Genomic DNA, 25,109 nt, shown 5'->3' on the forward strand with positions numbered 1-25,109 from the left:
AATGTAAAAGGCTCCCGTCCTCTGCTCTGTGAAGTGGGCGGGGGCCTTTGGTCGTTTCTACAGCGGAAAAGACGGAAACTTGTTATCCCCGGCTGGTGCTACTGTATTTCGAACTCACAGTGAACGATCGCTGTAATTTCCTTTTCCAGAGAATAGGTGTCATTCATTCCGTAATCCGAAACCTCATTGGAATAGAGCGGCGTGATCTGAATGATACCCATGTCAGCGTATTTCAGACTTCCAAGCTTGTTTCCTGCATTCTCTGCGATCATTTCCGCGCGCTTTTTAGCGTCTTTCGTAGCTTCAGCCAGCATGGTTACCTTCATATCAGCGATTTTCGTGTACATGTACTGGGGCGGATTGGACTGGAATTGAATCCCCTCATTGATGAGCTCCGTAACCTTCCTGGAGATGTCAGTGATTTTCTCGATTTCTCCTGAGCTTATGGTAACGGTCTGATTCAGCTCATAATAATCAATATCGCTGGAATACATACCGTTAGGAAGGATCATGTAATTGGTGGTGGTGTTAATGGATGAAAATACGATAGCATCCTCTGGTACACCCTGGCTGATGAGATAATTATGAACCTTACTCTTGTCTGTTTCTAGAATTCCGTATGCCTCCTGCAGTGACGGAGATTTCGCGGAGAAGTTTCCGGTCCAGACGATCAGGTCGGAAGTGATCTGCTGTTTGGCCGATCCGGTAACAATGATACGGTTGCCTCCGCCTTTCACCTTTTCAACTCCATTTGCAAGGATCAGTGAAGCGGCAACGATGGCGGCTGCGGCAATGACGGCAATGATAATGTTCGCCGTGATTTTACTTTTCTGTTCATTCATTTTGTTTCATCCATACCCTTCTTTTTTCATGTCGTTTCTGTTGTTTAAATTTATATTTCTGGTGTGCTCTGTTTTCGACTATTTTCTTATGATAGCCGTTCCTGTATCTTACAATATCAAATTTCATAATAAAATAATTTACAAAATACTTAAAACTCATTACAGAAAGGTTAATTTAAAGAGCAGCTATAATAATACCTAAAAGCTCCTGCTGTTATACACCAGATACATTCTGAGATCATCTTGGAATGGGTAACTGCCTAGTAAAAAATATTTTATGGAAGTTATTGTAGAAAATTTTGTTATGTGCTATCATGAGAATGTTGTGAGAATGTTGTGAGAATGTTGTGAAAATACTTACTTTAATCTTGTAGTTACCAGGCCGGTAATATAATTTTTTTTTAACTAAATAAGCCATAAAATGGAAAAAATTGCATTGTTTACTAATTAACAATGCAATTAACTTTTTAACGAAGAAATTAATAAATTAACGATGCAATTAACTTTTTAACGATGCAATTTATCTTTTAACAAGCTGGAGAAACTTTTAACGAATCGTATTACAAAGTATTATCTAGTACTAATTTCAATTCAATCTATAGACACAAAACAGTTTAACAATATAAAAGGAGAAGAGAAGATGAATCAGAGAAGTTGTCATTGCGACAAAATGAAAGATGAAAGATACCTTGAATTAAAATCCTACCTCGAAGCTTTGACGGAGACTGATGGTATGGCAATGCAGATCCTCCAGGAAGCACAGCGTATTTTCGGCTACCTGCCGCTGGATGTGCACAAGTTTATTGCGGACAATACGCGAATTCCTATTTCCGAACTATTTGGAATCTCCACATTTTACAGTCAATTTTCCACATCTCCGAAAGGAAAACACCAGATATCTGTCTGTCTTGGAACAGCCTGCTATGTCAAGGGAGCACAGAAGATCGTAGACAAAGTTGCGGATGCGCTTGATATCAAGGTCGGGGGAACTACAACGGACGGCTATTTCACCCTTGATGCTGCACGCTGCATTGGGTGCTGCGGACTTTCCCCTGTCATGATGATCGACGAGGATGTGTATGCAAACCTATTGAATGTTGACGCGATTCCCGAAATTTTAGAAAAATACAGAGCATAGGGAGGACGGAGATGCATTCATTAAATGACATCAAGGAAGAAGCCTTGAACCATTATCAGCCGGAAGAAGGGTATCGCGTCGTCGTCGGTATGGGTACCTGCGGAATTTCGGCTGGTGCAAAACAGATCATGGAAACCCTGCAAAGAGAGACTGCAGCTAGGGGATTAAAAAATGTTCAGATCGTACCTGTCGGGTGCATTGGCATGTGCACCTATGAACCGATTGTAGAAGTATTTGAGCACGGCAAAGAAAAGGTTTCTTACATACACGTGGATGATCGCATTGCAAACTCCATCGTTTCCGAGCACTTGCAGAACGGGAGACCAATTGCTGAGTACACTGTTGACGGCGGTGAAGACGGTGCGCCGAAAAACCTTAATGACAGTTCGTTTTACAAGAAACAGGTCAGAGTGGTTTTACAGAACTGCGGAAGCATCAATCCCGAGGATATCCAGGATTACGTTGCGATGGATGGGTATCAGGCGCTGTACAGAGTACTGACGGAGATGTCGCCGAATGAGGTCATTGATGTAGTGAAGGCTTCGGGACTCAGAGGAAGAGGCGGTGCTGGATTTTCCACAGGGCTGAAGTGGAGCTTTGCGGCACCGAACCAGGCCGATCAGAAGTACATTATCTGCAATGCGGATGAAGGAGATCCGGGCGCTTTTATGGATAGAAGCGTTCTGGAAGGAGATCCTCATGCGGTGCTTGAGGCCATGGCCATAGGAGGCTATGCAATTGGAGCAACCAAGGGATTTATTTACGTTAGGGCCGAGTATCCCGTTGCGGTACAGAGACTTAGGCTTGCAATACAGCAGGCAAAAGAAACAGGATTTTTAGGGACAAATATCTTTGACAGCGGCTTTGACTTTGATATAGAGATCAGACTGGGGGCCGGCGCATTTGTCTGCGGAGAAGAGACTGCTCTGATTGCTTCGATTGAAGGTAAGAGGGGGATGTCCAGGAATAAGCCGCCTTTCCCTGCCAATAAGGGCTTATGGGGCAAGCCTACCTGCATCAACAATGTTGAGACGCTGGCAAATATTCCTCAGATCATACGAAAGGGAGCGGATTGGTTTAAAGGCTATGGAACAGAAAAATCACCGGGAACCAAGGTCTTTGCTCTGGGCGGAAAGATTAACAATACCGGTCTGGTTGAGGTTCCTATGGGAATTACACTTCGGGAGGTGATCTTCGATATTGGAAATGGCTGTCCTGGTGGAAAGGGCTTTAAGGCAGTTCAGACAGGAGGGCCCTCCGGAGGATGTATTACTTCGGTCAATCTGGATACCCCCATTGATTTTGACAACCTGGTAGCCATCGGTTCAATGATGGGTTCCGGCGGGATGATCGTGATGGACGAAGATAATTGTATGGTTGATATTGCAAGGTTTTTTCTTGAGTTTACCGTGGATGAATCCTGCGGAAAATGTACGCCTTGCAGAGAAGGAACCAAGAGAATGTACGAAATTCTCGGAAAGATCATTGAGGGGAAAGGTTCTTCTAGTGACCTGGCTGAGCTGCAGGATCTTGGAGAACATTTGAAAAACACATCATTATGCGCGCTGGGGCAAACCGCACCAAATCCGGTTTTATCAACAATGAAACATTTTAATGATGAGTATCAATCCCATGTTCTGGATAAGAAATGCCCTGCGGGCGTATGCAGCGGACTTTTATCCTACACAATCACAGAGGGGTGTAAAGGCTGTACCCTCTGTATGAAAAAATGTCCTACCGGAGCGATTTTCGGTGAGGTAAAGAAACATCATAGAATTGATACCGAAAAATGTATTAAGTGCGGAGCTTGCGTGGACTTCTGTCCGGTCAAAGCCATCGTGAAACTGTAGGAGGGTTGACACAATGACGAATTCAATAAAAGTTACCATCAACGGAATTGTGGTAGAGGCACAACCGGATGATACCGTGCTGCTTGCCGCGCAAAGAGCGGGAATTAAAATACCGTCTCTCTGCTATCTCAAGGGTGTGAATGATCCTGCTGCATGTAGAGTTTGCGTGGTGGAAGCAGAAGTAAACGGCGTGCCGATGAGAAATCTTCCCGCGGCCTGTGTTCTGCAGGTTCAAGAAGGCATGAATATCAGAACCAGTACTGGAAAGGTAAGAAAGGCAGTTAGAAAAAATCTGGAATTGATCCTGGCAAATCATGACAGAGATTGTCTGACCTGCGTACGGAACGGCAACTGTGAATTGAACAAACTTTGCGAAGAATTTGGCGTGGATCAGGTTCCATATGACGGCGCGGTGAGAGAGCGTCATATCGACGATTCCTCCTATTCTATCGTTCGTGACTCTGGCAAATGTATTCTCTGCGGAAGATGCATCAGCACCTGCAAAAACGTACAGGGAATTGGTGTTTTGGATTATACGGGAAGGGGCTTTAATACCAGAGTTGCTCCTGCATTTGAATATGGAATGAGAGATATTGACTGCATCTATTGCGGGCAGTGCATCGTCTCATGTCCTGTTGCGGCACTAAAGGAAAAATCCAATATCGATCAGGTCTGGGAAGCAATTGATGATCCTGAAAAATTTGTCGTCGTACAGACGGCACCAGCGGTCAGAGCGGCGCTCGGAGAAGAATTTGGTATCGCAATCGGTACTGCCGTTACCGGTAAAATGGTTGCGGCACTGAAACAAATCGGATTTGACAAGGTATTTGATACCAACTTTTCTGCTGATCTGACGATTATGGAGGAGGGGACAGAGCTGCTTCAGCGCGTCACAAAGGGAGGCGTTCTTCCCATGATCACATCCTGTTCACCGGGATGGATCAGATATTGTGAATTAAATTATCCTGATTTTTTAGAAAATCTATCCACATGCAAATCTCCACAGCAGATGTTTGGAGCTGTGGTCAAGTCCTACTATGCTGAAACGTTTCAAATTGATCCAAAGAAGTTGGTCAGTGTATCCATCATGCCGTGTACTTCCAAGAAGACGGAAGCAAATCGACCTGAAATGGAGGTTGATGGAATCAGGGATGTTGATTTTTCTTTAACAACGAGAGAACTGGCAAGAATGATCAAGCAAGCTGGGATAGACTTTCTGTCACTTCATGACGAAGCAACCGATAGCGTGATAGGAGAATATACCGGTGCGGGAGTGATCTTTGGAGCCTCAGGAGGCGTTATGGAAGCAGCACTCAGAACCGTTGCCGACATTTTGACAGGGGAGGATCTGGACGATATAGAATACAAAGAATGCCGCGGACTGGAAGGCATCCGGGAAGCGAGTGTCACACTACCCATCGAAGGGCGTGATACGGAAATTAAGCTTGCAATCGCACATGGGACCGCCAATGCGGCGAAGCTGCTGGAGTCCATAAGATCCGGTGAGAAAAACTATCACTTCATTGAAATCATGGGTTGTCCGGGAGGCTGTATCAATGGAGGAGGTCAGCCCCATATATCGGCTAGAAAGCGGATGGAACTGGATTCAAAAGCGCTGAGGTCAGCGGTGCTTTATGCAGAAGATGCAAGGCTGCCTGTAAGAAAATCCCATATGAACACAGAAATTCAGAAGCTATATTCCGATTATCTGAGTGAGCCATGCGGTCATAAGTCTCACAAACTGCTGCACACCCATTATCAGGAACGATATACCTACGAGAAGTAAGCGGGGTTTTGGGATTTATTGGGATATTTTTTTTATTGACAAATAAGCGTATGGTTAATATAATGATACCAATATATCAAAAGCAATGACCAGGAACCAGTAACGGTGATTCCTATCCTTACAGAGAGCTTTCGTTTGGTGGAAGAAAGCAGGAAACAGGTACCGCGAATTCATCCTGAGAGCTGCACACTCAAAGGCAAACGCCCTGTAGGCTGTGACGGAATCCAACCGTTATCATGGAGAAGCGATGGCTGTCGCTTACTGAGGTTGTTTTTTGAACAACAAAAACAAGGTGGTACCGCGAATCATATTCGCCCCTGTTAGAGATAACAGGGGCGTTTTTTTATTCCCTTGTCACTGATTTCTGACTCGGCGGGCGAAAAAAACGCATCAATGTCCGGGAAGATTCTTAACTGACTTCAATAAAACCTGGCCAGGTGAATTGAAATATATGAAAGGCCGACAGGCTATTCTGACGGCGAAACGATGAAGTGTCAAATAAATATATGGAGGAGTTCAATATGAAGAAGAATGGAAGATTAATTTTGATGTTAATGCTGTCCCTGTTGATCGCTATCGTGGGAACAGGCTGCGGTGGTTCCGGTGAAAAAGAATCTCAGAGCGGCGGAGAAACAGAAGTTCTTAAGGTAGGTATTGTACAATACATGGACCACGTTGCGCTCGATGCAGCGCGGGAAGGCTTTGTGGCTGCGCTTGCTGACAATGGATATGTTGACGGGGATAATATCGTCATCGATCTTCAGAATGCGCAAGGCGATCAGAGCAACCTTTCTACAATCAGCGACCGCTTCGTAAGCGAAAAGGAAAATCTGGTTCTTGCTATTGCAACGCCAGCAACGCAGGCTGTTGCTGGTAAAACCACCGAAATTCCTATCCTGGGGACGGCTGTAACTGACTATGTTGTAGCAAGACTTGTAGATTCCAATGAAGCTCCCGGAGGAAATGTAACCGGCACAACAGATATGAACCCCATCAAGGAACAGATTGACTTGCTTGTCAAATTGGTACCCGACGCGAAGACGGTAGGTGTACTCTACACCTCGAGTGAAGACAATTCCATCCTGCAAGCAGGAGTTGCAAAAGAAGCCATCGAAAAGCTTGGTCTGAATTACGTTGAAGTAACCGTTACCAACTCCAATGATGTACAGCAGGCAACTCAGTCCATTGTGGGTAAGTGTGATGCAATCTATATTCCGACTGACAACACCTTTGCTACTGCTATGCCGGTAGTATACGGCGTTACCTCTGCATCCAAAACACCTGTTATCTGCGGTGAATCCGGAATGGTAGACAACGGCGGACTTGCAACTCTGGGAATCAACTATTACGATCTGGGATATCAAACTGGCCTGATGGGCGTAAAAATACTCAAAGGAGAAGCGGAACCGGCTTCTATGCCAATTGAAGCATCTACTAAATTTGATTTTGCAATTAACGGAGCAGTTGCTGAAGAAATCGGACTAACGATCCCAGAGGATCTGCAGGAATACGTTATCAATAAAGAATAAGCAATTAAAGGAAGTTATTCTGTGGATACTTAGTTTCGTATGAATAACAGTCAGAATCTATAGGAGCGAGGAAATAATAATGTTGCAAATACTATTGAGTGCCATATCATTGGGCTTATTGTGGGCAATCATGACAATCGGCGTATACATTACTTACAGAATTCTGGATATTGCCGATCTGTCGGTGGAAGGAAGTATTACCATGGGAGCTGCCATCGCGGCAACTTCCATCTATCATGGGATGAACCCCTTTGCAGCTTGTGCTTTGGCAGTCCTTGGGGGTATGGTGGCAGGGCTGATAACGGGGCTGCTGCATACAAAACTTAAAATTCCCGCTCTGCTTTCTGGGATTCTGACAATGATTGCACTGTACTCAGTCAACCTGCGTATCATGGGAAAAGCCAATATATCACTACTTCGGATGGAGACTGTTTACTCCAAATTTGAAGCCATGGGCCTAGGCAAAACAGGAGCAGTCATTCTCTTTGGTTTACTTTGTGTTCTTGGCGTCATTGGTATTCTCTACTGGTTTTTCGGAACAGAAATCGGCTGCGGAATCAGAGCTACGGGAAACAATTCCCAAATGGCCAGAGCCCAGGGAATCAACACCAATCATATGATTATACTAGGACTCATTGTCAGCAATGGACTTGTAGCTCTCAGCGGCGCGCTTATTGCCCAGAGCCAGGGCTTTGCCGACATCCAAATGGGAATCGGATCCATCGTCATTGGTCTTGCATCTGTGATCATTGGTGAAGTGCTTTTCGGAAAGAAAAATTTCTTCAGCCGTTTGATTGCATTAGCTTTGGGAGCACTGACCTACCGGATTATTATTGCTGTTGTGCTGCAAATGGGCATGCCGGCCAATGATCTGAGAATGTTTACTGCCATTACTGTAGCCTTTGCACTTTCCCTTCCGGTTCTAAAAACTTATTTGGTGCCGCTTAAGAAATCTATGAAGGGGGGGATGTAAGGTGCTGATTTTAAAAGATGTATGTAAGAAGTTTAATCCGGGTACGATCAATGAGAAACAGGCCTTGACGGGAGTCAATCTTACCCTTGAAGAAGGAGATTTTGTAACGCTTATCGGAGGAAACGGAGCCGGGAAATCAACCCTTCTCAACTGTGTGGCAGGAGTCCACACCATCGACCAAGGTTCCATCATCATTGACGGCAGTGATGTGACGAAGCTTTCCGAGCATCGAAGAGCCGGTTCTATCGGACGAGTATTTCAGGACCCGATGATGGGAACCGCAGCCAACATGGGAATCGAGGAAAACCTCGCTCTGGCTTTTCGGCGCGGCCAGAACAGAAACCTGAAGTGGGGAATCAGCCACAAGGAGAGAGAGCAGTATAAGGAGTCTTTGAGACAATTGGATCTGGGGCTGGAAAACCGGCTGAGTGCCAAGGTGGGACTGTTGTCCGGCGGACAACGGCAAGCATTGACACTTCTGATGGCAACGCTGGTAAGACCCAAAATTCTTCTGCTGGATGAGCATACTGCTGCTTTGGATCCCAAAACTGCGGAAAAGGTTCTAAAGCTCAGTGATCATTACATCAGGGAGGGGAATTTAACCACCTTGATGGTTACCCACAATATGCTGAATGCTATTCAGTATGGAAACCGGCTGATCATGATGCATGAAGGCCGGATCATACTGGATATCAAAGGCGAGGAAAAGCAGCGATTGACGGTAGAAGATCTGCTGAGGCGGTTTGGCCAGGCCAGCGGCGAAGTCTTTGCAAACGACCGCGCGTTACTTTCTTAAACTGGACTGTATTCTAGTAAAAAAATGAACGGAAAAGAGCAGATGCCTTGGAATTCTTCCCGGGCGTCTGTTTTTTGTTGAATAAACAATTGGGTCTGCATACAATTGGGAAATATCTTTCTTTGCCTGATATCAAATGTTGGGGCACTATGTTATAATAAATGCGCATCTGAAACAAACCCCTTGGGCTTTGTATCTATGCATTTATTGTATCGGTGTGAAGCAAACCGGAGCAACGGTTTGTACGGATGATATAATAAATGCGCATCTGAAACAAACCCCTTGGGCTTTGTATCTATGCATTTATTGTATCGGTGTGAAGCAAACGGTCGCAACGGTTTGCACGAAATAATTCAACAGCAAAGAAGGGTAGCAATGAACGACAAATTTTCCTATACTAAGAATACAGCCGTAATCTTCATGGTAACCTGCGCGATACTTTGGAGTACCGCTGGAATTCTCATCAAGTTTCTTCCATGGAATCCCATGGTCATCGCAGGGACAAGAAGTTTAATCTCTGCAGCAATTTATATGATATACATGAGATATGAGGGAATTCATTTCGTAGTAAACAGGTCTTCCGTATTTGGCGGCGTCGCTCTTTCGGGTACCTTTCTCTTTTTTATCGCGGCAAATAAACTGACCACCTCAGCAAATGCCATTGTCCTGCAGTACTCGGCTCCGATTTTTATCCTGATCATATCAGCACTGCTGTTTCATCAGAGATTTCGAAGAGGGGATATCTTGGCCGTTGCAGTTACTTCGGTGGGAATTTCTCTATTTTTTCTCGATCAACTATCAGGAGGTTATCTTCTGGGAAACCTAATGGGCATTGCTGCCGGTATTTCCTTTGCTTTTATGTTTGTGATCACCGGCAGGGCCGATGGCGACGAACGGGGGAGTGGGATTTTGCTGGGCCACCTCATTACTGCTGTGATAGGAATCCCATTTCTCTTCTTTTATGAGACACCTTTCACGATGGTCAATCTCGCGGTCATACTTGCAATGGGGATCTTTCAACTTGGTATCCCCTATATCCTATATGGTCTTGCCATAAGAAAATGCTCTCCGCTGGCATGTTCCCTGATCAGTGCCGTCGAGCCACTGCTGAATCCGGTATGGGTATTCCTGTTCGATGGGGAAGCTCCTGGATTTTATGCTCTGGTAGGCGGAGCTGTGGTTATTGGAGCCGTCGTCTTCTGGTCGATTTGGAGCAACTTTCAGGAGCATCGGATAGAAAGCACATCCGTATCGGCTAAAGAGTTATAAAAGGTTATCAAATGATAATTTTATTGCCGCTACCGCTGTTCTCTATTTCATGAACTGCCGTGTTTTCCCCATCTTATAGGCAAGAAGGATCATCTGTCGTTCTTGTTCCGTCAGGCTTCGGTCGTACATTTTTTCAAATTGATCAATCAGCTTGGCGAAATCAATAATCTTTTTGGGTGCTCTTTGGTGTGTCGGTTTATCGTCTGGGTCATAAATTGCTGGTTGAATCGATGAATCGTATATTTTCCTCAATATTTCTGCAGTGTAATAAGCATCATAAAATGCGTTGTGGAAGGGATGGATCAATGGTATCTTAAGCAATTCAGCCGCTGTGCTCAATTTTAAGGAACGTCCTTTGGGCAGACCAAAATGCTGCGATACATAAAGCTGGAGGTTCATGTAGTTTCGAGGCATCTGTTTTTTATCCAAACCATGAAATTCGATATTGCGGTAGAATTCCTTTAGGTCGGCCATACCCCACACACACAGGACGGGGGTTTCTGATGAACTAAAGCCGATGAATTCCTGATAAATGTCAGGAAAGTAAGCCTCGGTTGAAAGATGTTCTGTTGTAATGCCTGTGAGCTCGGTGATAAAGGGGCTCACTTCCGGGTAGATCGATGGCTTCACATACCGGTTCAGTTCTGCTGTACGGTTCAGACGCTCATCCAGCTTGACTGCTCCAATTTGAATGATTTCAAAACAAGGCCTGATCTCATTCCCTCTTCCGTTTCCACTGCCGCTAACACTACTGCTGCCACTTTTACTCCCGCAGCCTTTGTCTCGTTCTCTATGAGCTTTTGCCGGTGAAAAATCCTGATTGAATTCCAAATCATATATAATAAAATCCATATCCGCTCCAATCTTAAAAGCTAAGTTTAAGTCTGTTAAGCTATTAGTATACCCAATCTTTCAAGAGTATTAATTTATAGCCGCTCTTTTAGAGCGATAATTACAATACCAATAATGACAAGAAAACCGCCGGACCACTGGCGGAAGCCTGCCTGTTCTCCTAAAAGGAGAACAGATAGCAAAAGAGAGGTGAAAGGCATCATCCCAGAAAAAGCAGCGGCTGTAATGGCGCTGCATCGGCGGATTCCTGCATACCAGCAGATAAATGCGAGAACGGTGACGAAAACTCCATACCACATCAGGGCAAACCAATCGGAATGTGTTAGTATGGACAGTCTTGCAACGGGGTTCTCAAGCGCAGAAGGAATGAGGCAAAGAGCCATAGTAATGGTGGATACCACAGCGGTTTGAACCAAGGGAGTAAGTCTGGTACCGTCTGCTGTAACTGTTTTTTTAACAAAGCTGCGTGAGAGGATATTGAAGATCGATTCGCAGCATGCAGCACAGAGCACAAGAATGTTCCCCAAAAAATGCGCCTTATTGAAATCCGCTCCGGCTGTCAGCCCCTGAATCAGAAGAATTCCTGCAACGGTAGACAAGATACCTGTAGCTTTCTGTCTGTTAATGCGCTCCTTTAAAAAAACTGCAGCAAGAATGGCGGTGATTGCCGGTGTAGCTCCTGTGAGAAGTCCTGCTTCTCCGGCACTGGTATGAAGCAAACCAAGAAGAAGGAATAATCGGAAGAGAAACATACCGAAAAAAGATTGGGCAAAGAGCTGCACCTTTTCTCGTTTGGATAAACCTGATAGAGAGCCAGGGAGGGCTTTTAAGCAGAAAGGTAGTAAAAAAAGCAGTGCGAAAAAAAGACTTACTGTTGTGATCGTGAAGATGCCTAGTTTTCCTGAAAGGTATCTTGCGGACAAAACTCCCGTTCCTGCCAGAGTAAAAGCAAGAAATAAGCAAATGGGGCCAGTGAGTTGTTTCATATTCGTTCTCCGATCATTATGGAGTTGCTGATGGATGTGTTTCCTTTGTCAGGAAAACACAATCATCAGCCTTTCTTAGTTTTTTGAAGTATGATAGAATCATACTAAATCAACCGGTATGGTAAAAGAGCCGGATCAACATAATTTTAAGAGAGCCAATATTCGCAGAAATATTAGAATAGAATAAGGGAGGATAGGATGAGATGCTGGGAATTAAGCTGGAGAAAAAGAAGGAATTGACGCTGAAGAGACAGCTATATCAGGCAATAAAAGAACGAATTGAGAGAGGAGAGCTTGACCAGGGAGATCTCCTTCCCTCCACAAGAGAACTTGCAAGCGCTTTGGATCTTTCTAGAAATACCGTTTGTGAAGCATATGATATGCTGATTGCTGAGGGGTATGTGATCAGCAGGTGTGGTACAGCTACACGGGTAGCGGAAGGGATCAAAAGGAATCAGAGACAGAACCAGACACTCGCCACACATTCCGGAGCATCAGAAGCAGTGCCTGCGAGACCAACTCTGGCAGACTTTCGAACCGGCCAGCCGGATCTGAGACTATTTCCCTGTTATTCGTGGCAGCAGATGGTACACCAGGCTGCAGCAGACCTTGGAGGAGCAGATTTGGGATATACTGGGCCGCAAGGTCTTTACGAACTGCGCGTAGAGCTGGCTGCGTGGCTTTACCGAGCCCGAGGTATGTCCGTTAAACCGGATGATATTTTCATCACCTCCGGTGCAACCTTTGGCCTCCATCTGGCAGCAGCACTTCTTAGCGGTGACGGCGGTGAAATCCTGACAGAAGATCCCTGCCATTCCGGAATGCGGCGAGCATTCCAAAACAGAGGCTGTCGTCTCCATCCGATCCCTGTTGATGAACAGGGAATGAGAACAGAGCTTCTGCCCTTAGGGGCTCAAATCAGAGGTATTTATGTTACGCCATCTCATCAATTTCCGATGGGTGGGATTCTGCCGGCTGTCCGCAGAGCTGCTTTAATCCGCTATGCTGATGCACAGAATGCATACGTGATTGAGGACGATTACGATAGCGAATTTCGGTACAGTGGCGAACCCATTGCTCCTATGCATGCCATGGCTCCCGACAGGGTGATTTACATTGGGACTTTCAGTAAGCTGGCTTTTCCGGCGTTAAGAGTCGGATATGCGATCGTGCCGGAGGCTCTGCAAAGCGATTGGAAGAGGTTAAGAACCCATATCGATGTGCAAAATCCGATCCTTGAACAAGCAGCACTTGCGAAATTTCTGAGAACAAGAAGGCTGGACAGACATGTTAAGAAGATGCGTCGTACTTATGGTGAAAGAAGAAAGGCTATTGCTGCGGCATTACAGGAGGCATTCTCTGATGAATGCAGGGTTTGGGGTGATCAAACAGGACTTCATTTAACTGCCGAATTCCCAAACAAGCATTTTGATCATAATTTTTATGATCGCTGCAGGGAAGGAGGCATTCTTGTTACGCCAGCGGAGAATCATGCAATTGTAAAGGGCAAGCACGAGAATAAGCTCTTGCTGGGATATGGGCACTTAACTCCAGAGGAAATACAAAAGGGTGTGAGGGAGCTGGCGAATTTTATACTTTAGTAGATGCCCCCAGCATGCTGCTGGGGGCATTGTCACACGGGAATGCTTTTCTTCTAATTTAATCTCTCCACAGATGCCAGAGGTGGTTATTCTGGCCACGGGCAAACACATCAAGGCGCGTTCCGCCCCAAGATACTGCAGCGGGATCAGATGTGATCATACCGCCCAGTGACTGCCAGGAGCTCCATCTGCTTCCGTTCCAGTTCCGATAGAGCAATTGATTTTGGGTACCTCTTGCAAAAACTTCAAGACGATTTTGACCTGTCGATGCGGCGGCGGGACCCGAAGTAATTGGTTCGCCTCCAAGATCCTCCCATTCACTCCAGCGCATTCCGTCCCACCATTTGTGCCAGAGAGAACGGTTTTGACCTCGACCAAATACATCAATCCGATTGGGCCCCCAGGATACGGCAGCAGGAGGCGAGGTAATGATGCCGCCTAAATCCTCCCAGTTGCTCCAGCGGGATCCGTCCCACCACTTGTGCCATAGAGCCTGGTTCTCCCCAGTACTGAAGACATCAATCCGATTAGGCCCCCAGGATGCTGCGGCAGGGGCAGTCATTAAAATACCGCCTAAATCTTCCCAATCACTCCAGCGGCGGCCATCCCACCATTTATGCCACAGCGCTCGATTTTGACCCACGGTAAAGACATCGGTGCCATTGGGCCCCCGGGAGACTGCACCGGGAGAAGATGCGAGTACTCCCCCAAGATCCTCCCAGTCGCTCCAGCGGCGGCCGTCCCACCACTTATGCCACAATGAATAATTTTGTCCTCTTCCGAACACATCAAGTCGGTTTGCCTGTGATGAGGAGACGGCGGGGGAAGAGGTCAGGATCCCGCCAAGATCCTCCCAACTGCTCCAATTCCGTCCCGGCTGAGGTCCTGGTCTCGGTCCCGGTCCTGGTCTCGGCCCTGGTCCCGGTCCTGGTCTCGGCCCTGGTCCTGGTGACGGCTCTGGGATATTAAGATTGTTCAAAACAAGAACAATCAATGCAATCAATGCCTGATCCATCACAGTTTGAGGGAGGCCATAGCCTTTTAGCATATTGAATATCATGGCATTGTCTTTTTTCAGATCTGCCAGCATCTTGGCAGCCTTCTGATCGTTTGTACCCTTGTAATTTCCGGCATTCCTAAGAACATAAGTAATTACGCTGATAAATAGCCACTGAGCAATTGACCTCTGTATACCGTAGCCCTGAAGCTGTGTGTAATACCCTGTCAAATCTCTGTCGATGGTTCGCATCATGCGATTAATATTATCGGGCATTTGATTCATCTGTATGTTTCTTTCCAAAGTACTCTGCATTCTATCCGATGCGTCTCTGTTTTCCAATGATATCAGCTTTGTTTCTGATATTTTTTGGTTTTCAGAAGACTTCAGAGCTGCCTCTGATACTTCCCTGGAAAATCTGCTGTGATCCAGTGTCAGCGGGCAGATCGAGCCGGGATTCAGAGGGCAGAGCATTGGTTGATCAAACATTTTATAGTGCATTTCATCACCTCATAAAAAATGATACAGTGCTGCGTTGATCCTTTGGAACGTAAGCATTCAGAGGATGTCTGGCAGCCACTATCATCATATTCAGAGAAAAATTAGAAGTGATAAAAAGAACACCTTCCGGTCAAATTACATATAATGCATCTATGGGAACGCTGACGATTCCATTGGTTAATTCGATCAGTGTTTTCTTAGTGTTTGGAGGTGTACTTATGTGTGGAATTGTCGGATGGACGGACTTTTCAGGAGTCTGCCTGAAAAACCGAGCAGACATATTAAAATCAATGGCGGACAAACTGACCAGCCGTGGGCCAGATGACTCGGGGTATTGGCTCAATGAGGAAGCCGCTTTGGGGCATCGAAGGCTGGTGGTTGTGGATCCGGAGGGCGGACGCCAGCCAATGCTAAGAAATAAGGGCAATCAGAACCATGTACTGATCTATAATGGAGAATTGTATAATACCGAGGATCTTCGCCATGACTTGACGGCAAAAGGATGGACATTTGAAGGCTGGTCTGATACCGAGGTACTGCTGACTGCCTATCTAGAGTGGGGTGAGGAGTGCTTACAAAGGTTGAATGGGATTTATGCCTTTGCAATCTGGGATGATGAAAGTAAGCAGCTGTTTCTTGCAAGGGATAGGATAGGTGTAAAACCGCTTTTCTATTATCAGAAAAATGATTTGTTTATTTTTGCTTCAGAGATCAAGGCAATTCTTGCTCACCAGGAGGTCTCACCCAGACTCGACCGAGAAGGGCTTGCAGAGGTTTTTGCTATCGGTCCTGCCCGAACGCCGGGAAATGGCGTGTTTGCAGGAATATCAGAATTAAAACCGGGTTATTGTATGACGGTGAAAAAGGGGAGTGTGAAAAGCAAACCCTACTGGACATTAAAAAGCCACTCACATGAAGAAAATTTTGAAGGAACTGTAAAGAGGGTCAGGGAGCTTGTTTATGATTCCATCAAAAGACAGCTTGTATCGGATGTGCCGCTATGTACACTACTATCCGGCGGACTGGATTCCAGTGCCATTACTTCGGTGGCATCTGAGGTCTATAAAGCGGAGGGAAGAGATCCCATCCACTCCTATTCCATCGACTATCTTGACAACGAAATTTATTTTCAGGCCAGTGAATTTCAACCAAATGCAGATGCACCATGGGTTACCAGAGTATCGGAGTATCTCGGCACAAAACACTCCATCTGTGTGATTGATACGCCAGAATTGGCAGAAGCCCTTTATCCGGCTGTGAAGGCAAGGGATCTGCCCGGAATGGCAGACGTGGATTCCTCCCTGCTGCTTTTCAGCCGATGGATCAAGCAGTTTGCTACAGTAGGGCTTTCTGGGGAATGCGCCGACGAAGTCTTTGGCGGGTATCCATGGTTTTATAGGAACACAGCAGGGATTCCCGGAAGATTCCCCTGGACACAGCAGCTGGAATCCAGAATGAAGCTCTATTCGCAAGAACTTCTGGACGGTATCAAACCGGAAAACTATGTTTCTATGAGATATGAGGAAGCCATTGATGAGGTTCCGAGGTTTGAGTCTGACAGCGAGAAAGAGAATCGAATGAGGGAATTATTCTACATGAACCTTACCCGTTGGATGCCTACGCTGCTGGATCGCAAGGATAGAATGAGCATGGCCTCGGGTTTGGAGCTTAGAGTGCCATTCTGTGATCATCGAATCGTGGAATACGCCTGGAATATCCCATGGGAAATGAAGTTCTATCGGGAGAGGGAAAAGGGGCTTCTTAGGCAGGCTTTGACAGGCCTTTTGCCTGAGGATGTGCTTTGGAGAAAGAAGAGCCCGTATCCAAAGACCCACAACCCATCTTATCTGGAGGCAATAAAAAAAATGACGCTTTCCATCATTCGGGATCCCCATTCTCCGATTCATCCCTTTATTGACAGGCAAGCGGTTCGTGAGATGATCCTGACAATAGACAGGAATTCAAATATCCCATGGTTTGGACAGCTGATGAATGCCCCTCAGTTGCTGGCATATCTGATCCAGATTGATTATTGGATGAGGGAGTATAACGTTACGGTGCTTTAATGCAGGTAAAATAAATATCTTTAGCTAGCCGTTATGGAGATGATTCAGTCTCACAAACGGCTTTTTTCTTTTCTGCGTAATTTTGTATCAAGAAAAGGATCGAAATGGGAAAATCAGGAACATATTGATTTGCGCAGGGCAGAAAACGTGATATAATGAATGCAAATATGCACGAGGTGATTGGTATTGTTTCGAAAGAAAATACTCCTGATAGACGACAGCGATTTCTTCGCTCGGTTGGTCAAAAATATCCTGGAAGAAGCCGGATATAACGTGCTTCATGCGAATAGGGGAGACTTGGGTCTCAAAATGGTAAGAGAAGAAAAACCTGATTTGGTGCTTCTCGATGTTGTGATGCCCGACATGGACGGTTTTCAAGTCTGCAGCATATTGAGAGATTCAGAAAGTAATAACCTGATGCCCATCATCATGCTGACTTCACAGGACAATCAGGAGGACAAACTCATCGGGCTTGAGCTTGGCGCAGATGATTATATCACAAAGCCTTTCAACAATCGAGAATTGCTCAGCAGAGTCAGAAATACCTTGCGGAGAATTGACCGGAACCGTGGAGCCAATCCACTGACAGGCTTGCCCGGGAACCTTGAGATTCAAGCGGAAATCAACTCAAGAATTGAAAAGAAACAAAGCTTTAACGTAATCCATGTGGATCTGGATAATTTCAAGGCATATAATGACGCCTACGGTTTTGCAAAAGGTGACATTGCCATTAAGCTCACAGCAGACATCTTAAAAGATGAAATTCGCGATTGCGGAAACCCCGATGACTTCATCGGGCATATTGGCGGTGATGACTTCGTTTTTATCACGAGACCAAATACTTCAGAGTTGATCTGTCAGGGAGTGATCAAACAGTTTGACTGGCGTATCAGAGATCTCTACAGTGTACATGATTTGCAAGCTGGATTCATCTGTACGAGCAACCGCTTGGGGACAACCATCCAATACCCAATCATGACAATTTCCCTTGCAATCGTAACAAATGAAAATTGTACTTTTCAGGATTACCTGGAGATGGGAGAAGTGGCAGCTGCTTTAAAAAAGAAAGCGAAAGCCATGTCAGGCAGCAATTTTGTAAAGGACGCAGAATAAGGACATTTTTCATCAAAGGAGCATAGAATAGATGGATTAGAATCTTGTTGATGAGGTGTCATATGGAAAGACTGGATCCTGACAAGCTCTCTGTGGAGTTTCGAACCGGTGTAACCTCGGAAGAGCCTGTGATCGGAAGGAAATATACCCTGACCCATTCGGATGAAACCGGAGAATTGTACTTAACCATAGGGCTGGACTATGCGGTTGATCAGATTAGCTGGATGAGGGATGAGGTGCTGGCTGAATGGGTGCCCCATGAAGAAACTCCCTTTTTACAAGTTTATGTCTATGTAGATGGGGCCAACGACTCCTTTGTATCGGAAATCCGTGACAAGATATTTCGGCGGGAACTGCCGCTGGCACTGGAAGCGATTCGATATGGGGATCGTTATTTTTTTGAAGTGCATCCTAAGCTGGACCAGGCTCCTATATGGATTTACTTTGGTTCAAAAGACCCGGACTACAACAGTTTTGAATACTGGGGAACGCCTGCAGATTATGCGTAGACATATTGAATCCAGAAACAAACAACCCCCTGATGAAATGGTATGACCATTCTATCAGGGGGAATTTTGTATCCGGTTGGTAATAGCTTTGAGGTTGAAAAATTTTTTACGAAGTCATAAAAGATGCTGTTGACATTTAAAATTATACTCGTATAATAGTTATGTTGATATAATTATTATGATTAAATAAGGATGTAAACAATCATTATCATAAATCAAAGGAGATCTCAAATGCAGAAAGCAAAGAAAATCGCCATTGTTGTCATTGCAGGAATCATCTTGTGCGGAGCGATGGCAGGAGGATATTTTATCTATGAGGCAATGTACTATTTCAAGACGAACAATGCTTCCGTATCGGCAAGAACTGTAAATGTCATGCCGCTGGTTTCCGGCACTGTAGCAAGCTGGAATGTTGAGGAAGGCCAGGATGTGAAAGAGGGGCAAGTCCTTGGTAAGCAGGACTTATCCTCATTGATCAGTAGCAGTAAGGTTGACCAGAATGCACTGGAAAACTCCGCTGATTCGCTGCTTTCCAAAGCGGAGATCAAAGCCCCCATCGACGGAAGGGTTGTCCAGTCCAATGTAATCAAGGGTTCGACCGCAGCTGCCGGATCGACTGTCGCAGTGATGGCCGATACCTCAAATCTGTTTATAAAAGCGAATATAGAGGAAACAGATATATTCAAAGTCAAAACAGGCCAGCGGGTAACCATAAAAATCGATGCATATCCGGGGAAAAAATTTAATGGCTATGTCGAATCCATCGGAGCAGCAACCCAAACTGCATTCTCTCAGACTGCATCTCTTAATACCAGTGGAACCTACAGCAAGGTAGTTCAGTTGATTCCTGTGAGGATCAGTTTAATTAACGACGAAGAACTTCCCTTGATTCTCGGTATGAATGCCACCGTTAAAATCAGCATCAAGTAGGGCCGTTTCGGCGAAGGAGTGAGACAATAAAATGATGAATTATTCGAATAGGATCAAGAAAACCGCTGCCCTGCTTGCAGTATTTCTGCTTTTGTTTCTGCCGGGGTGCGGCAGCAATGATAGCTTGATTCAGGTGAAAGCAGTGGAGGCAAAGACTGGAACCATCGAAGGGGTTTTCACGGTAACCGGCGCGCTGGTACCAGCCCAGACAGCTGATGTCTCGGCTACCATGACGGGAAAGGTTGCGGAAGTGAACGTGGAAGAAGGAGCTGCTGTCAGTGAAGGGCAGATTCTTGCAAAACTGGATGATTCCCAGCTGTCAGCCCAGCTCAGCCAGGCGGAAGCCACCCTAAGCGGTTCAAAGCAGAGCCTTGAACAAGCGAAGATCAATATGAGCAACGCAAAAGCGGCACTCGATCGAACCAAAGCCCTCTATGCAGAAGGTGCTGTTGCCAAGGTACAGCTTGATGCTGATCAGAAAACTTATGATTTGGCAAAGAGCCAGTATGAATCCAGCGCAGTGTCGGGAACCGGTGCGGCGAAAGCTTCTGTTGATTCCGTAAGCGTCCAGCTTGGAAACACAGTAATGAAAAGCCCCATTTCGGGGATTGTAGTCAATAAAAATATTACCATTGGAGAAACTGCTGCTGCGGGAAGTACTCTGATTACCGTTGCGGATATGAGTGTGCTGAAACTGAAGGGTACGGTTTCACAGGAGGCACTGCCATATATCAAAGAGAATGATACGGTGGAACTGACCGTTGATATCTACCCGGATCAAACCTTTCAAGGTACTATATCACAGATCGGCGCCATGTCCGTTAGCGCAGGAACGTATTTTCCCATTGAAATCAGTATGGAAAATACCCAGCAGCTTCCTTCCGGAGTTTCCGCTCATGCAGATCTGAAAGCAAAGAGCAGCAACAGGATTCTTGTTCCGCTCAAATCAGTGGTAACAAACAATGGCGAAAGCTACTTGTTCGTATTGGAAGATGGTGTGGCGAAAAAGACAAGTGTTGTAACCGGGCTGAAAAATGATGAAGAAATAGAGATCGTGAAAGGACTCAAGGGAGGAGAACAGGTTGCAGCAGATAACGCCAATCATCTCCTTGATGGGATGTCCGTAGAGATTATGAAAGATTAAAGATTATGCTGAAAATACTAATCAACCTAAGACCCTTCTCATGGACGGTAGTTGCCATCCTGATCTTCACGTTCGGTCAGGCGATGGCGGAGCTGGCGCTTCCGACGTTGATGTCCGATGTGGTCAACAACGGAATGATGCAGGGGGATACGGGATATATTCTGACCTACGGGGGGTACATGCTGCTTTTGGCACTCGTCAGTTCTGCCTGTTCTGTTATCGGAGCTTTCTTCTCAGCCAGAGTTGCGCTGGGTGTGGGAAGAAACCTGAGGAATATGGTATTTACAAGAATTGAGAACTATTCCCTCCATGAATTTGATAAACTTGGCACCTCATCACTGATTACGAGAACCACCAACGATATTGTACAGGTGCAGACGGTACTTGTGATGATGCTGCGCTTTATGATTTATGCGCCTATCATGTGCATCGGCGGCGTCACCATGGCGGTGTCCAGAGATAAAGGACTAACGTTGATTTTACTTGTCGCCATACCGGTGATGATGGGAATCATTGGCGGGCTTGCATCCAAGGTAATGCCTGCCTTTAAGGTCATGCAGAAGAAATTGGATCGGTTGAATATGGTTCTTCGCGAAAATCTCACGGGAATTCGGGTCATCCGTGCCTTTAACAAATTGGATCACGAGAAAAAACGCTTCGAAGAGGCCAATGGCGACCTGACCGATACAGCGATTAAAGTCAACCAGACCATGGCTGCAATGCAGCCAGTCATGATTTTGATCATGAACTTGACTTCCATTGGAATCACATGGTTTGGCGGTGTTCGAATCGCACAGAACAACATGCAGATCGGTGACATGATGGCGTTTATTCAGTACGCAATGCAGATCATGTTCTCCTTTATTATGGTTGCTGTGATGTTCGTTATGGTTCCCAGAGCCCAGGCGTCTGCGGAAAGAATCAATGAGGTGCTTGAAATGGTGCCTGAAATCAATGATCCTGCAGAGGCAAAGCTGTTAACAGGAGAGCTCCGCGGTCACATCGCATTTGAACATGTTACCTTCCGGTATCCGGGAGCAGAGCAGCCAGCTCTTGAAAATATCAGTTTTGAAACGGGTCCTGGGGAGATCACGGCAATCATCGGAGGAACCGGTTCCGGGAAATCAACATTGATCAACCTGATTCCGCGGTTTTATGATGCGGAGAATGGAATGATTTTGATCAACGGCGTTCCAGTGACGGATCTCAAGCAGACGGAACTGCGCAGCAAAATTGGATTTGTTCCCCAGTCTGCGGTCCTGTTTTCGGGAAGTATTTCGGAGAATATCCGGTATGGAAAAACCGATGCCACAGAGGACGAAGTGCTGCACGCTGCGAAAATCGCTCAGGCTGCCGAATTTGTAAAAGACATGCCGGCAGGGTATGAAACGCCTGTGGCGCAGGGAGGAACCAATCTCTCGGGAGGCCAAAAACAGAGATTGTCCATTGCAAGAGCTCTTGTCAGAAAGCCTGAGATCTATATCTTTGATGATAGTTTTTCTGCTCTGGACTTTAAAACCGATGCCCTGCTCAGAGCCGCACTGAAGAAAGAGACAAAAGAGTCTGCGGTAATTATCGTAGCACAGCGGGTGAGTACTGTAATGGATGCAGATCAAATCTTGGTTCTGGACGAAGGGGAACTGGTAGGAGCAGGTACCCACCGGGAACTGATGAAAAGCTGTCAGGTTTACCGCGAAATCGTGGCTTCCCAGCTTTCTGAAAAGGAGATGAGCAGCTATGAGTAACGATAATAGGCAAGGCGGAATGGGTCAGGGGCCGAAGGTAGGAACGCAAAGACCCGCTGGAGGTCCTATGGGAGGACCCATGGGGGGGCGCGGAGGCGGGCCTGGCGGAGCACTTGGAAGGCCTGTCGAAAAAGCAAAGGATTTTAAAGGTTCATTGAAGAGGCTATCTTCCTATTTAGCTCCACAGAAAACACGATTTTTCATCGTTGGAATTCTGGCCATCGTAAGTACCGTGTTTTCGATCTTTGGTCCGAAGGTTTTAGGAAAGGCAACCACAAAGATCGCTGACGGTGTCATAGCAAGGTATGTCTACCTTGCAAAGATTCAGGCTGCCATCAACCAGAATGCTCCTGCATCAGTGGTAGATCATTTGAGACAAGAGCCCATTTTGCTCTTTGACTTCGGATACATCGGGAAAATCATCATTCTAATGATTGTCCTGTATTTCATCAGTTTCTTATGCAGCTATGCCATGTCGTATGTGATGGCGGGAGTTTCGCAACGAACGGTTTATGCGATGAGAAATGAAGTAAAGGAAAAGCTGGATCGTTTGCCGCTAAAATACTTTGACGGCAGAACCCATGGGGAAATCCTCAGCAGGGTCACAAACGACATGGATACCATCGCCACAACACTGCAGCAGAGTTTGACCCAGTTGATTACGTCGGTGGTTACTGTTATCGGTATTCTTCTGATGATGCTGTCTATCAGTCCCGTTATGACGTTGATCGCACTTGTCACACTGCCTGCCTGTGGTGCGATGACAGTGATGATTGCCAAAAAGTCTCAGACTTACTTCTCCAAGCAGCAAAAATCTCTCGGGGAATTGAATGGGCATGTAGAAGAGATGCTGACAGGTCATAAGATCGTCAAAGCCTTTGGACATGAAAAGGAATCGGTGGAAACCTTCCGTAAAGTCAATGATGAACTTTACCGGGCTGGCTGGAAGGCGCAGTTCATGTCAGGAATTATCATGCCTGCATTGAACTTCATCAATAATTTGGGCTATGTATTTGTCTGTATCATCGGAGGACTTCTGGTTGCGAAGAAAGCCATTGACATCGGTGATATTCAGGCTTTTATCCAATATATGAGGCAGTTTACCCAGCCCATCGTACAGACGGCGAATATTGCCAATGTTCTTCAAAGTACTGTGGCAAGCGCTGAACGTGTCTTTGAAGTCCTTGATGAAGAGGAGCAGATCCCCGATGGAACTGACGCTGTAATCTTTGATAAGGAACATGTAAAAGGTGAGGTTCGGTTTGAGAAGGTCAGCTTCCGATATAAGGAAGAGGTTTCATTGATCGAAGATTTGAACATTCATGTCAAACCAGGGCAAATGGTGGCTATCGTAGGGCCTACAGGAGCAGGAAAAACAACTCTGATTAATTTGCTGCTGCGTTTTTATGAACTGAACAAAGGTAGGATCACAATTGACGGCAGCGATATTACGAAAATGACCAGGGGAGACCTGAGAGGACTGTTTGGTATGGTACTGCAGGACACTTGGTTATATAAAGGTACCATTCTGGAGAATATCGGCTACAGTTTAGAAAATCCTGAGAAAGATAAAATAATTGAAGCGGCGAAAGCTGCCCATGCCGATCATTTTATTCGCTCATTGCCCCTGGGGTATGATACAATACTAAATGAAGAGGCTTCTAACATATCGCAGGGTCAAAAGCAGCTGCTGACCATCGCCAGAGCAATTCTCGCTGATCCGCCGATTTTGATTCTTGATGAGGCAACTTCAAGTGTCGATACCCGTACAGAAGCCTTGATTCAGAGAGCCATGTCAACTCTGATGAAGGGGCGTACCAGCTTTGTAATCGCTCATCGACTTTCTACGATTAAAAATGCCGATATGATTCTTGTTATGAAAAACGGCAGTGTAATAGAGCAGGGTACTCATGATGAATTGATCAGCAAGAAGGGATTCTATGAGGAACTGTACAACAGCCAGTTCACAAATCCCAATGTTCAGGAGGAAGAAGCATGACGAAGGAATTAGTAAACGCGGTAGGAGAATCGTTAATTCGATTACGGTTTCTGGTGGGAAGACAATTCATTAAACCCATCAAAGAACTGGAGCGGGATCGGAGTGAACTTTCCCCAGGGCATATCCACCTGATGCGGTGGATGTATTCCAAAGGAAACGTACCTGTTTCGATGACGGATCTAGCCGCGGCGGCATGTATTTCTAAGCCCAACCTGACCACCATGGTGGACCGGCTCAACGGAGACGGCCTGGTGGAACGTTCCGCCGATCAAAATGACAGACGAATTGTCAATGTGGCCTTAACGGAAGAGGGAGTTGCATTTCTTCACAGGCACAAAGCAGAAGTGATGGAGTTTGTTGAGAAAAGACTGTCTCTCCTTGAGGATGATGAATTGATAAAGTTAAAAGAAGCTCTTGATGATATCATGGATGTTGTCACTATCATAGGGGAGAGACAGAAGCAAGAGAAATAACGACCTGATG

At 45.8% G+C, this 25,109-nt stretch carries 20 protein-coding genes; 16 read left to right on the forward strand and 4 right to left on the reverse strand.

The annotated features are described in order from the left end of the window. Window positions 1-98 precede the first annotated feature (98 nt). A complete protein-coding gene (locus FRZ06_01320) occupies window positions 99-842 on the reverse strand; it encodes an SIMPL domain-containing protein (GenBank protein ID QOX62083.1) in 744 nt (247 codons plus the stop codon). 640 nt (window positions 843-1,482) lie between these two features. On the opposite strand from FRZ06_01320, the gene FRZ06_01325 reads away from it, so the two are divergent. The 7 genes from FRZ06_01325 (at window position 1,483) to FRZ06_01355 (ending at window position 10,183) form a co-directional block, all read left to right on the forward strand. Continuing rightward, window positions 1,483-1,980 carry an NAD(P)H-dependent oxidoreductase subunit E gene (locus FRZ06_01325; protein QOX62084.1) on the forward strand — a complete coding sequence of 166 codons (498 nt, stop codon included), beginning with the start codon at window positions 1,483-1,485 and terminating at the stop codon, window positions 1,978-1,980. 11 nt (window positions 1,981-1,991) lie between these two features. Further along, window positions 1,992-3,830 carry an NADH-quinone oxidoreductase subunit NuoF gene (gene nuoF / locus FRZ06_01330; protein QOX62085.1) on the forward strand — a complete coding sequence of 613 codons (1,839 nt, stop codon included), beginning with the start codon at window positions 1,992-1,994 and terminating at the stop codon, window positions 3,828-3,830. A 13-nt stretch (window positions 3,831-3,843) separates the two neighbouring features. Beyond that, entirely contained in the window at window positions 3,844-5,616 is a 1,773-nt protein-coding gene (locus FRZ06_01335) for a 2Fe-2S iron-sulfur cluster binding domain-containing protein (protein ID QOX62086.1), read from the forward strand. A 521-nt stretch (window positions 5,617-6,137) separates the two neighbouring features. Further along, entirely contained in the window at window positions 6,138-7,145 is a 1,008-nt protein-coding gene (locus FRZ06_01340; GenBank protein QOX62087.1) for an ABC transporter substrate-binding protein, read from the forward strand. Window positions 7,146-7,224: 79 nt separating this feature from the next. After that, complete coding sequence (locus FRZ06_01345; GenBank protein QOX62088.1) at window positions 7,225-8,118, forward strand: ABC transporter permease; 894 nt, start codon at window positions 7,225-7,227, stop codon at window positions 8,116-8,118. 1 nt (window position 8,119) lies between these two features. After that, a complete protein-coding gene (locus FRZ06_01350) occupies window positions 8,120-8,914 on the forward strand; it encodes an ATP-binding cassette domain-containing protein (protein ID QOX62089.1) in 795 nt (264 codons plus the stop codon). Window positions 8,915-9,211: 297 nt separating this feature from the next. Next, the gene (locus FRZ06_01355; GenBank protein QOX62090.1) at window positions 9,212-10,183 is read left to right on the forward strand and encodes an EamA family transporter; all 972 of its coding nucleotides are present in this window, start codon (window positions 9,212-9,214) and stop codon (window positions 10,181-10,183) included. Window positions 10,184-10,225: 42 nt separating this feature from the next. Here the strand turns inward: FRZ06_01355 and FRZ06_01360 are convergent, their stop codons facing one another. Both FRZ06_01360 and FRZ06_01365 read right to left on the reverse strand, forming a co-directional pair. After that, window positions 10,226-11,035: an exonuclease domain-containing protein gene (locus FRZ06_01360; protein QOX62091.1), complete on the reverse strand. Its 810-nt coding sequence runs from the start codon at window positions 11,033-11,035 to the stop codon at window positions 10,226-10,228. A 74-nt stretch (window positions 11,036-11,109) separates the two neighbouring features. Next, window positions 11,110-12,021, reverse strand: coding sequence for a DMT family transporter (locus FRZ06_01365; protein ID QOX62092.1), 912 nt, complete (start codon window positions 12,019-12,021; stop codon window positions 11,110-11,112). 203 nt (window positions 12,022-12,224) lie between these two features. Between FRZ06_01365 and FRZ06_01370 the strand changes: the two genes are divergently transcribed. Further along, window positions 12,225-13,622, forward strand: a complete 1,398-nt coding sequence (locus FRZ06_01370) for a PLP-dependent aminotransferase family protein (GenBank protein ID QOX62093.1) — start codon at window positions 12,225-12,227, stop codon at window positions 13,620-13,622. Between the two features lie 58 nt (window positions 13,623-13,680). Here FRZ06_01370 and FRZ06_01375 read toward each other — a convergent pair whose 3' ends face one another. Then, window positions 13,681-14,670 (reverse strand): carbohydrate-binding protein, encoded by a 990-nt coding sequence (locus FRZ06_01375; GenBank protein QOX65793.1) that lies wholly within the window; start codon window positions 14,668-14,670, stop codon window positions 13,681-13,683. A 668-nt stretch (window positions 14,671-15,338) separates the two neighbouring features. Here FRZ06_01375 and asnB point away from each other — a divergent pair. The 8 genes from asnB (at window position 15,339) to FRZ06_01415 (ending at window position 25,099) form a co-directional block, all read left to right on the forward strand. Beyond that, window positions 15,339-17,186 carry an asparagine synthase (glutamine-hydrolyzing) gene (gene asnB / locus FRZ06_01380; protein ID QOX62094.1) on the forward strand — a complete coding sequence of 616 codons (1,848 nt, stop codon included), beginning with the start codon at window positions 15,339-15,341 and terminating at the stop codon, window positions 17,184-17,186. 186 nt (window positions 17,187-17,372) lie between these two features. Beyond that, the gene (locus tag FRZ06_01385; protein QOX62095.1) at window positions 17,373-18,299 is read left to right on the forward strand and encodes a response regulator; all 927 of its coding nucleotides are present in this window, start codon (window positions 17,373-17,375) and stop codon (window positions 18,297-18,299) included. A gap of 62 nt (window positions 18,300-18,361) precedes the next feature. Then, window positions 18,362-18,808 (forward strand): hypothetical protein, encoded by a 447-nt coding sequence (locus FRZ06_01390; protein ID QOX62096.1) that lies wholly within the window; start codon window positions 18,362-18,364, stop codon window positions 18,806-18,808. 231 nt (window positions 18,809-19,039) lie between these two features. Beyond that, the gene (locus FRZ06_01395) at window positions 19,040-19,738 is read left to right on the forward strand and encodes an HlyD family secretion protein (GenBank protein ID QOX62097.1); all 699 of its coding nucleotides are present in this window, start codon (window positions 19,040-19,042) and stop codon (window positions 19,736-19,738) included. 31 nt (window positions 19,739-19,769) lie between these two features. After that, on the forward strand, window positions 19,770-20,882 hold the full coding sequence (locus tag FRZ06_01400; protein QOX62098.1) for an efflux RND transporter periplasmic adaptor subunit: 1,113 nt from the start codon (window positions 19,770-19,772) through the stop codon (window positions 20,880-20,882). A 5-nt stretch (window positions 20,883-20,887) separates the two neighbouring features. Beyond that, entirely contained in the window at window positions 20,888-22,627 is a 1,740-nt protein-coding gene (locus FRZ06_01405) for an ABC transporter ATP-binding protein (GenBank protein QOX62099.1), read from the forward strand. 67 nt (window positions 22,628-22,694) lie between these two features. Continuing rightward, window positions 22,695-24,626 (forward strand): ABC transporter ATP-binding protein, encoded by a 1,932-nt coding sequence (locus tag FRZ06_01410; protein QOX65794.1) that lies wholly within the window; start codon window positions 22,695-22,697, stop codon window positions 24,624-24,626. Continuing rightward, window positions 24,623-25,099: a MarR family transcriptional regulator gene (locus FRZ06_01415; GenBank protein QOX62100.1), complete on the forward strand. Its 477-nt coding sequence runs from the start codon at window positions 24,623-24,625 to the stop codon at window positions 25,097-25,099. The genes FRZ06_01410 and FRZ06_01415 overlap by 4 nt, the downstream gene beginning before the upstream one ends. The last annotated feature ends 10 nt before the right edge of the window (window positions 25,100-25,109 follow it).

Source organism: Clostridiales bacterium (assembly GCA_015243575.1).
GTDB classification, from domain to species: Bacteria; Bacillota; Clostridia; order Peptostreptococcales; family Anaerovoracaceae; genus Anoxybacterium; species Anoxybacterium hadale.

Excerpts from the sequence above, each read along its gene's own strand:
- FRZ06_01320 (QOX62083.1), bottom strand. The coding sequence starts at position 842 with ATGAATGAACAGAAAAGTAAAATCACGGCGAACATTATCATTGCCGTC.
- FRZ06_01325 (QOX62084.1), top strand. The coding sequence starts at position 1,483 with ATGAATCAGAGAAGTTGTCATTGCGACAAAATGAAAGATGAAAGATAC.
- nuoF (QOX62085.1), top strand. The coding sequence starts at position 1,992 with ATGCATTCATTAAATGACATCAAGGAAGAAGCCTTGAACCATTATCAG.
- FRZ06_01335 (QOX62086.1), top strand. The coding sequence starts at position 3,844 with ATGACGAATTCAATAAAAGTTACCATCAACGGAATTGTGGTAGAGGCA.
- FRZ06_01340 (QOX62087.1), top strand. The coding sequence starts at position 6,138 with ATGAAGAAGAATGGAAGATTAATTTTGATGTTAATGCTGTCCCTGTTG.
- FRZ06_01345 (QOX62088.1), top strand. The coding sequence starts at position 7,225 with ATGTTGCAAATACTATTGAGTGCCATATCATTGGGCTTATTGTGGGCA.
- FRZ06_01355 (QOX62090.1), top strand. The coding sequence starts at position 9,212 with ATGCATTTATTGTATCGGTGTGAAGCAAACGGTCGCAACGGTTTGCAC.
- FRZ06_01360 (QOX62091.1), bottom strand. The coding sequence starts at position 11,035 with ATGGATTTTATTATATATGATTTGGAATTCAATCAGGATTTTTCACCG.
- FRZ06_01365 (QOX62092.1), bottom strand. The coding sequence starts at position 12,021 with ATGAAACAACTCACTGGCCCCATTTGCTTATTTCTTGCTTTTACTCTG.
- FRZ06_01370 (QOX62093.1), top strand. The coding sequence starts at position 12,225 with ATGCTGGGAATTAAGCTGGAGAAAAAGAAGGAATTGACGCTGAAGAGA.
- FRZ06_01375 (QOX65793.1), bottom strand. The coding sequence starts at position 14,670 with ATGCTAAAAGGCTATGGCCTCCCTCAAACTGTGATGGATCAGGCATTG.
- asnB (QOX62094.1), top strand. The coding sequence starts at position 15,339 with ATGTGTGGAATTGTCGGATGGACGGACTTTTCAGGAGTCTGCCTGAAA.
- FRZ06_01390 (QOX62096.1), top strand. The coding sequence starts at position 18,362 with ATGGAAAGACTGGATCCTGACAAGCTCTCTGTGGAGTTTCGAACCGGT.
- FRZ06_01395 (QOX62097.1), top strand. The coding sequence starts at position 19,040 with ATGCAGAAAGCAAAGAAAATCGCCATTGTTGTCATTGCAGGAATCATC.
- FRZ06_01400 (QOX62098.1), top strand. The coding sequence starts at position 19,770 with ATGATGAATTATTCGAATAGGATCAAGAAAACCGCTGCCCTGCTTGCA.
- FRZ06_01405 (QOX62099.1), top strand. The coding sequence starts at position 20,888 with ATGCTGAAAATACTAATCAACCTAAGACCCTTCTCATGGACGGTAGTT.
- FRZ06_01410 (QOX65794.1), top strand. The coding sequence starts at position 22,695 with ATGGGAGGACCCATGGGGGGGCGCGGAGGCGGGCCTGGCGGAGCACTT.
- FRZ06_01415 (QOX62100.1), top strand. The coding sequence starts at position 24,623 with ATGACGAAGGAATTAGTAAACGCGGTAGGAGAATCGTTAATTCGATTA.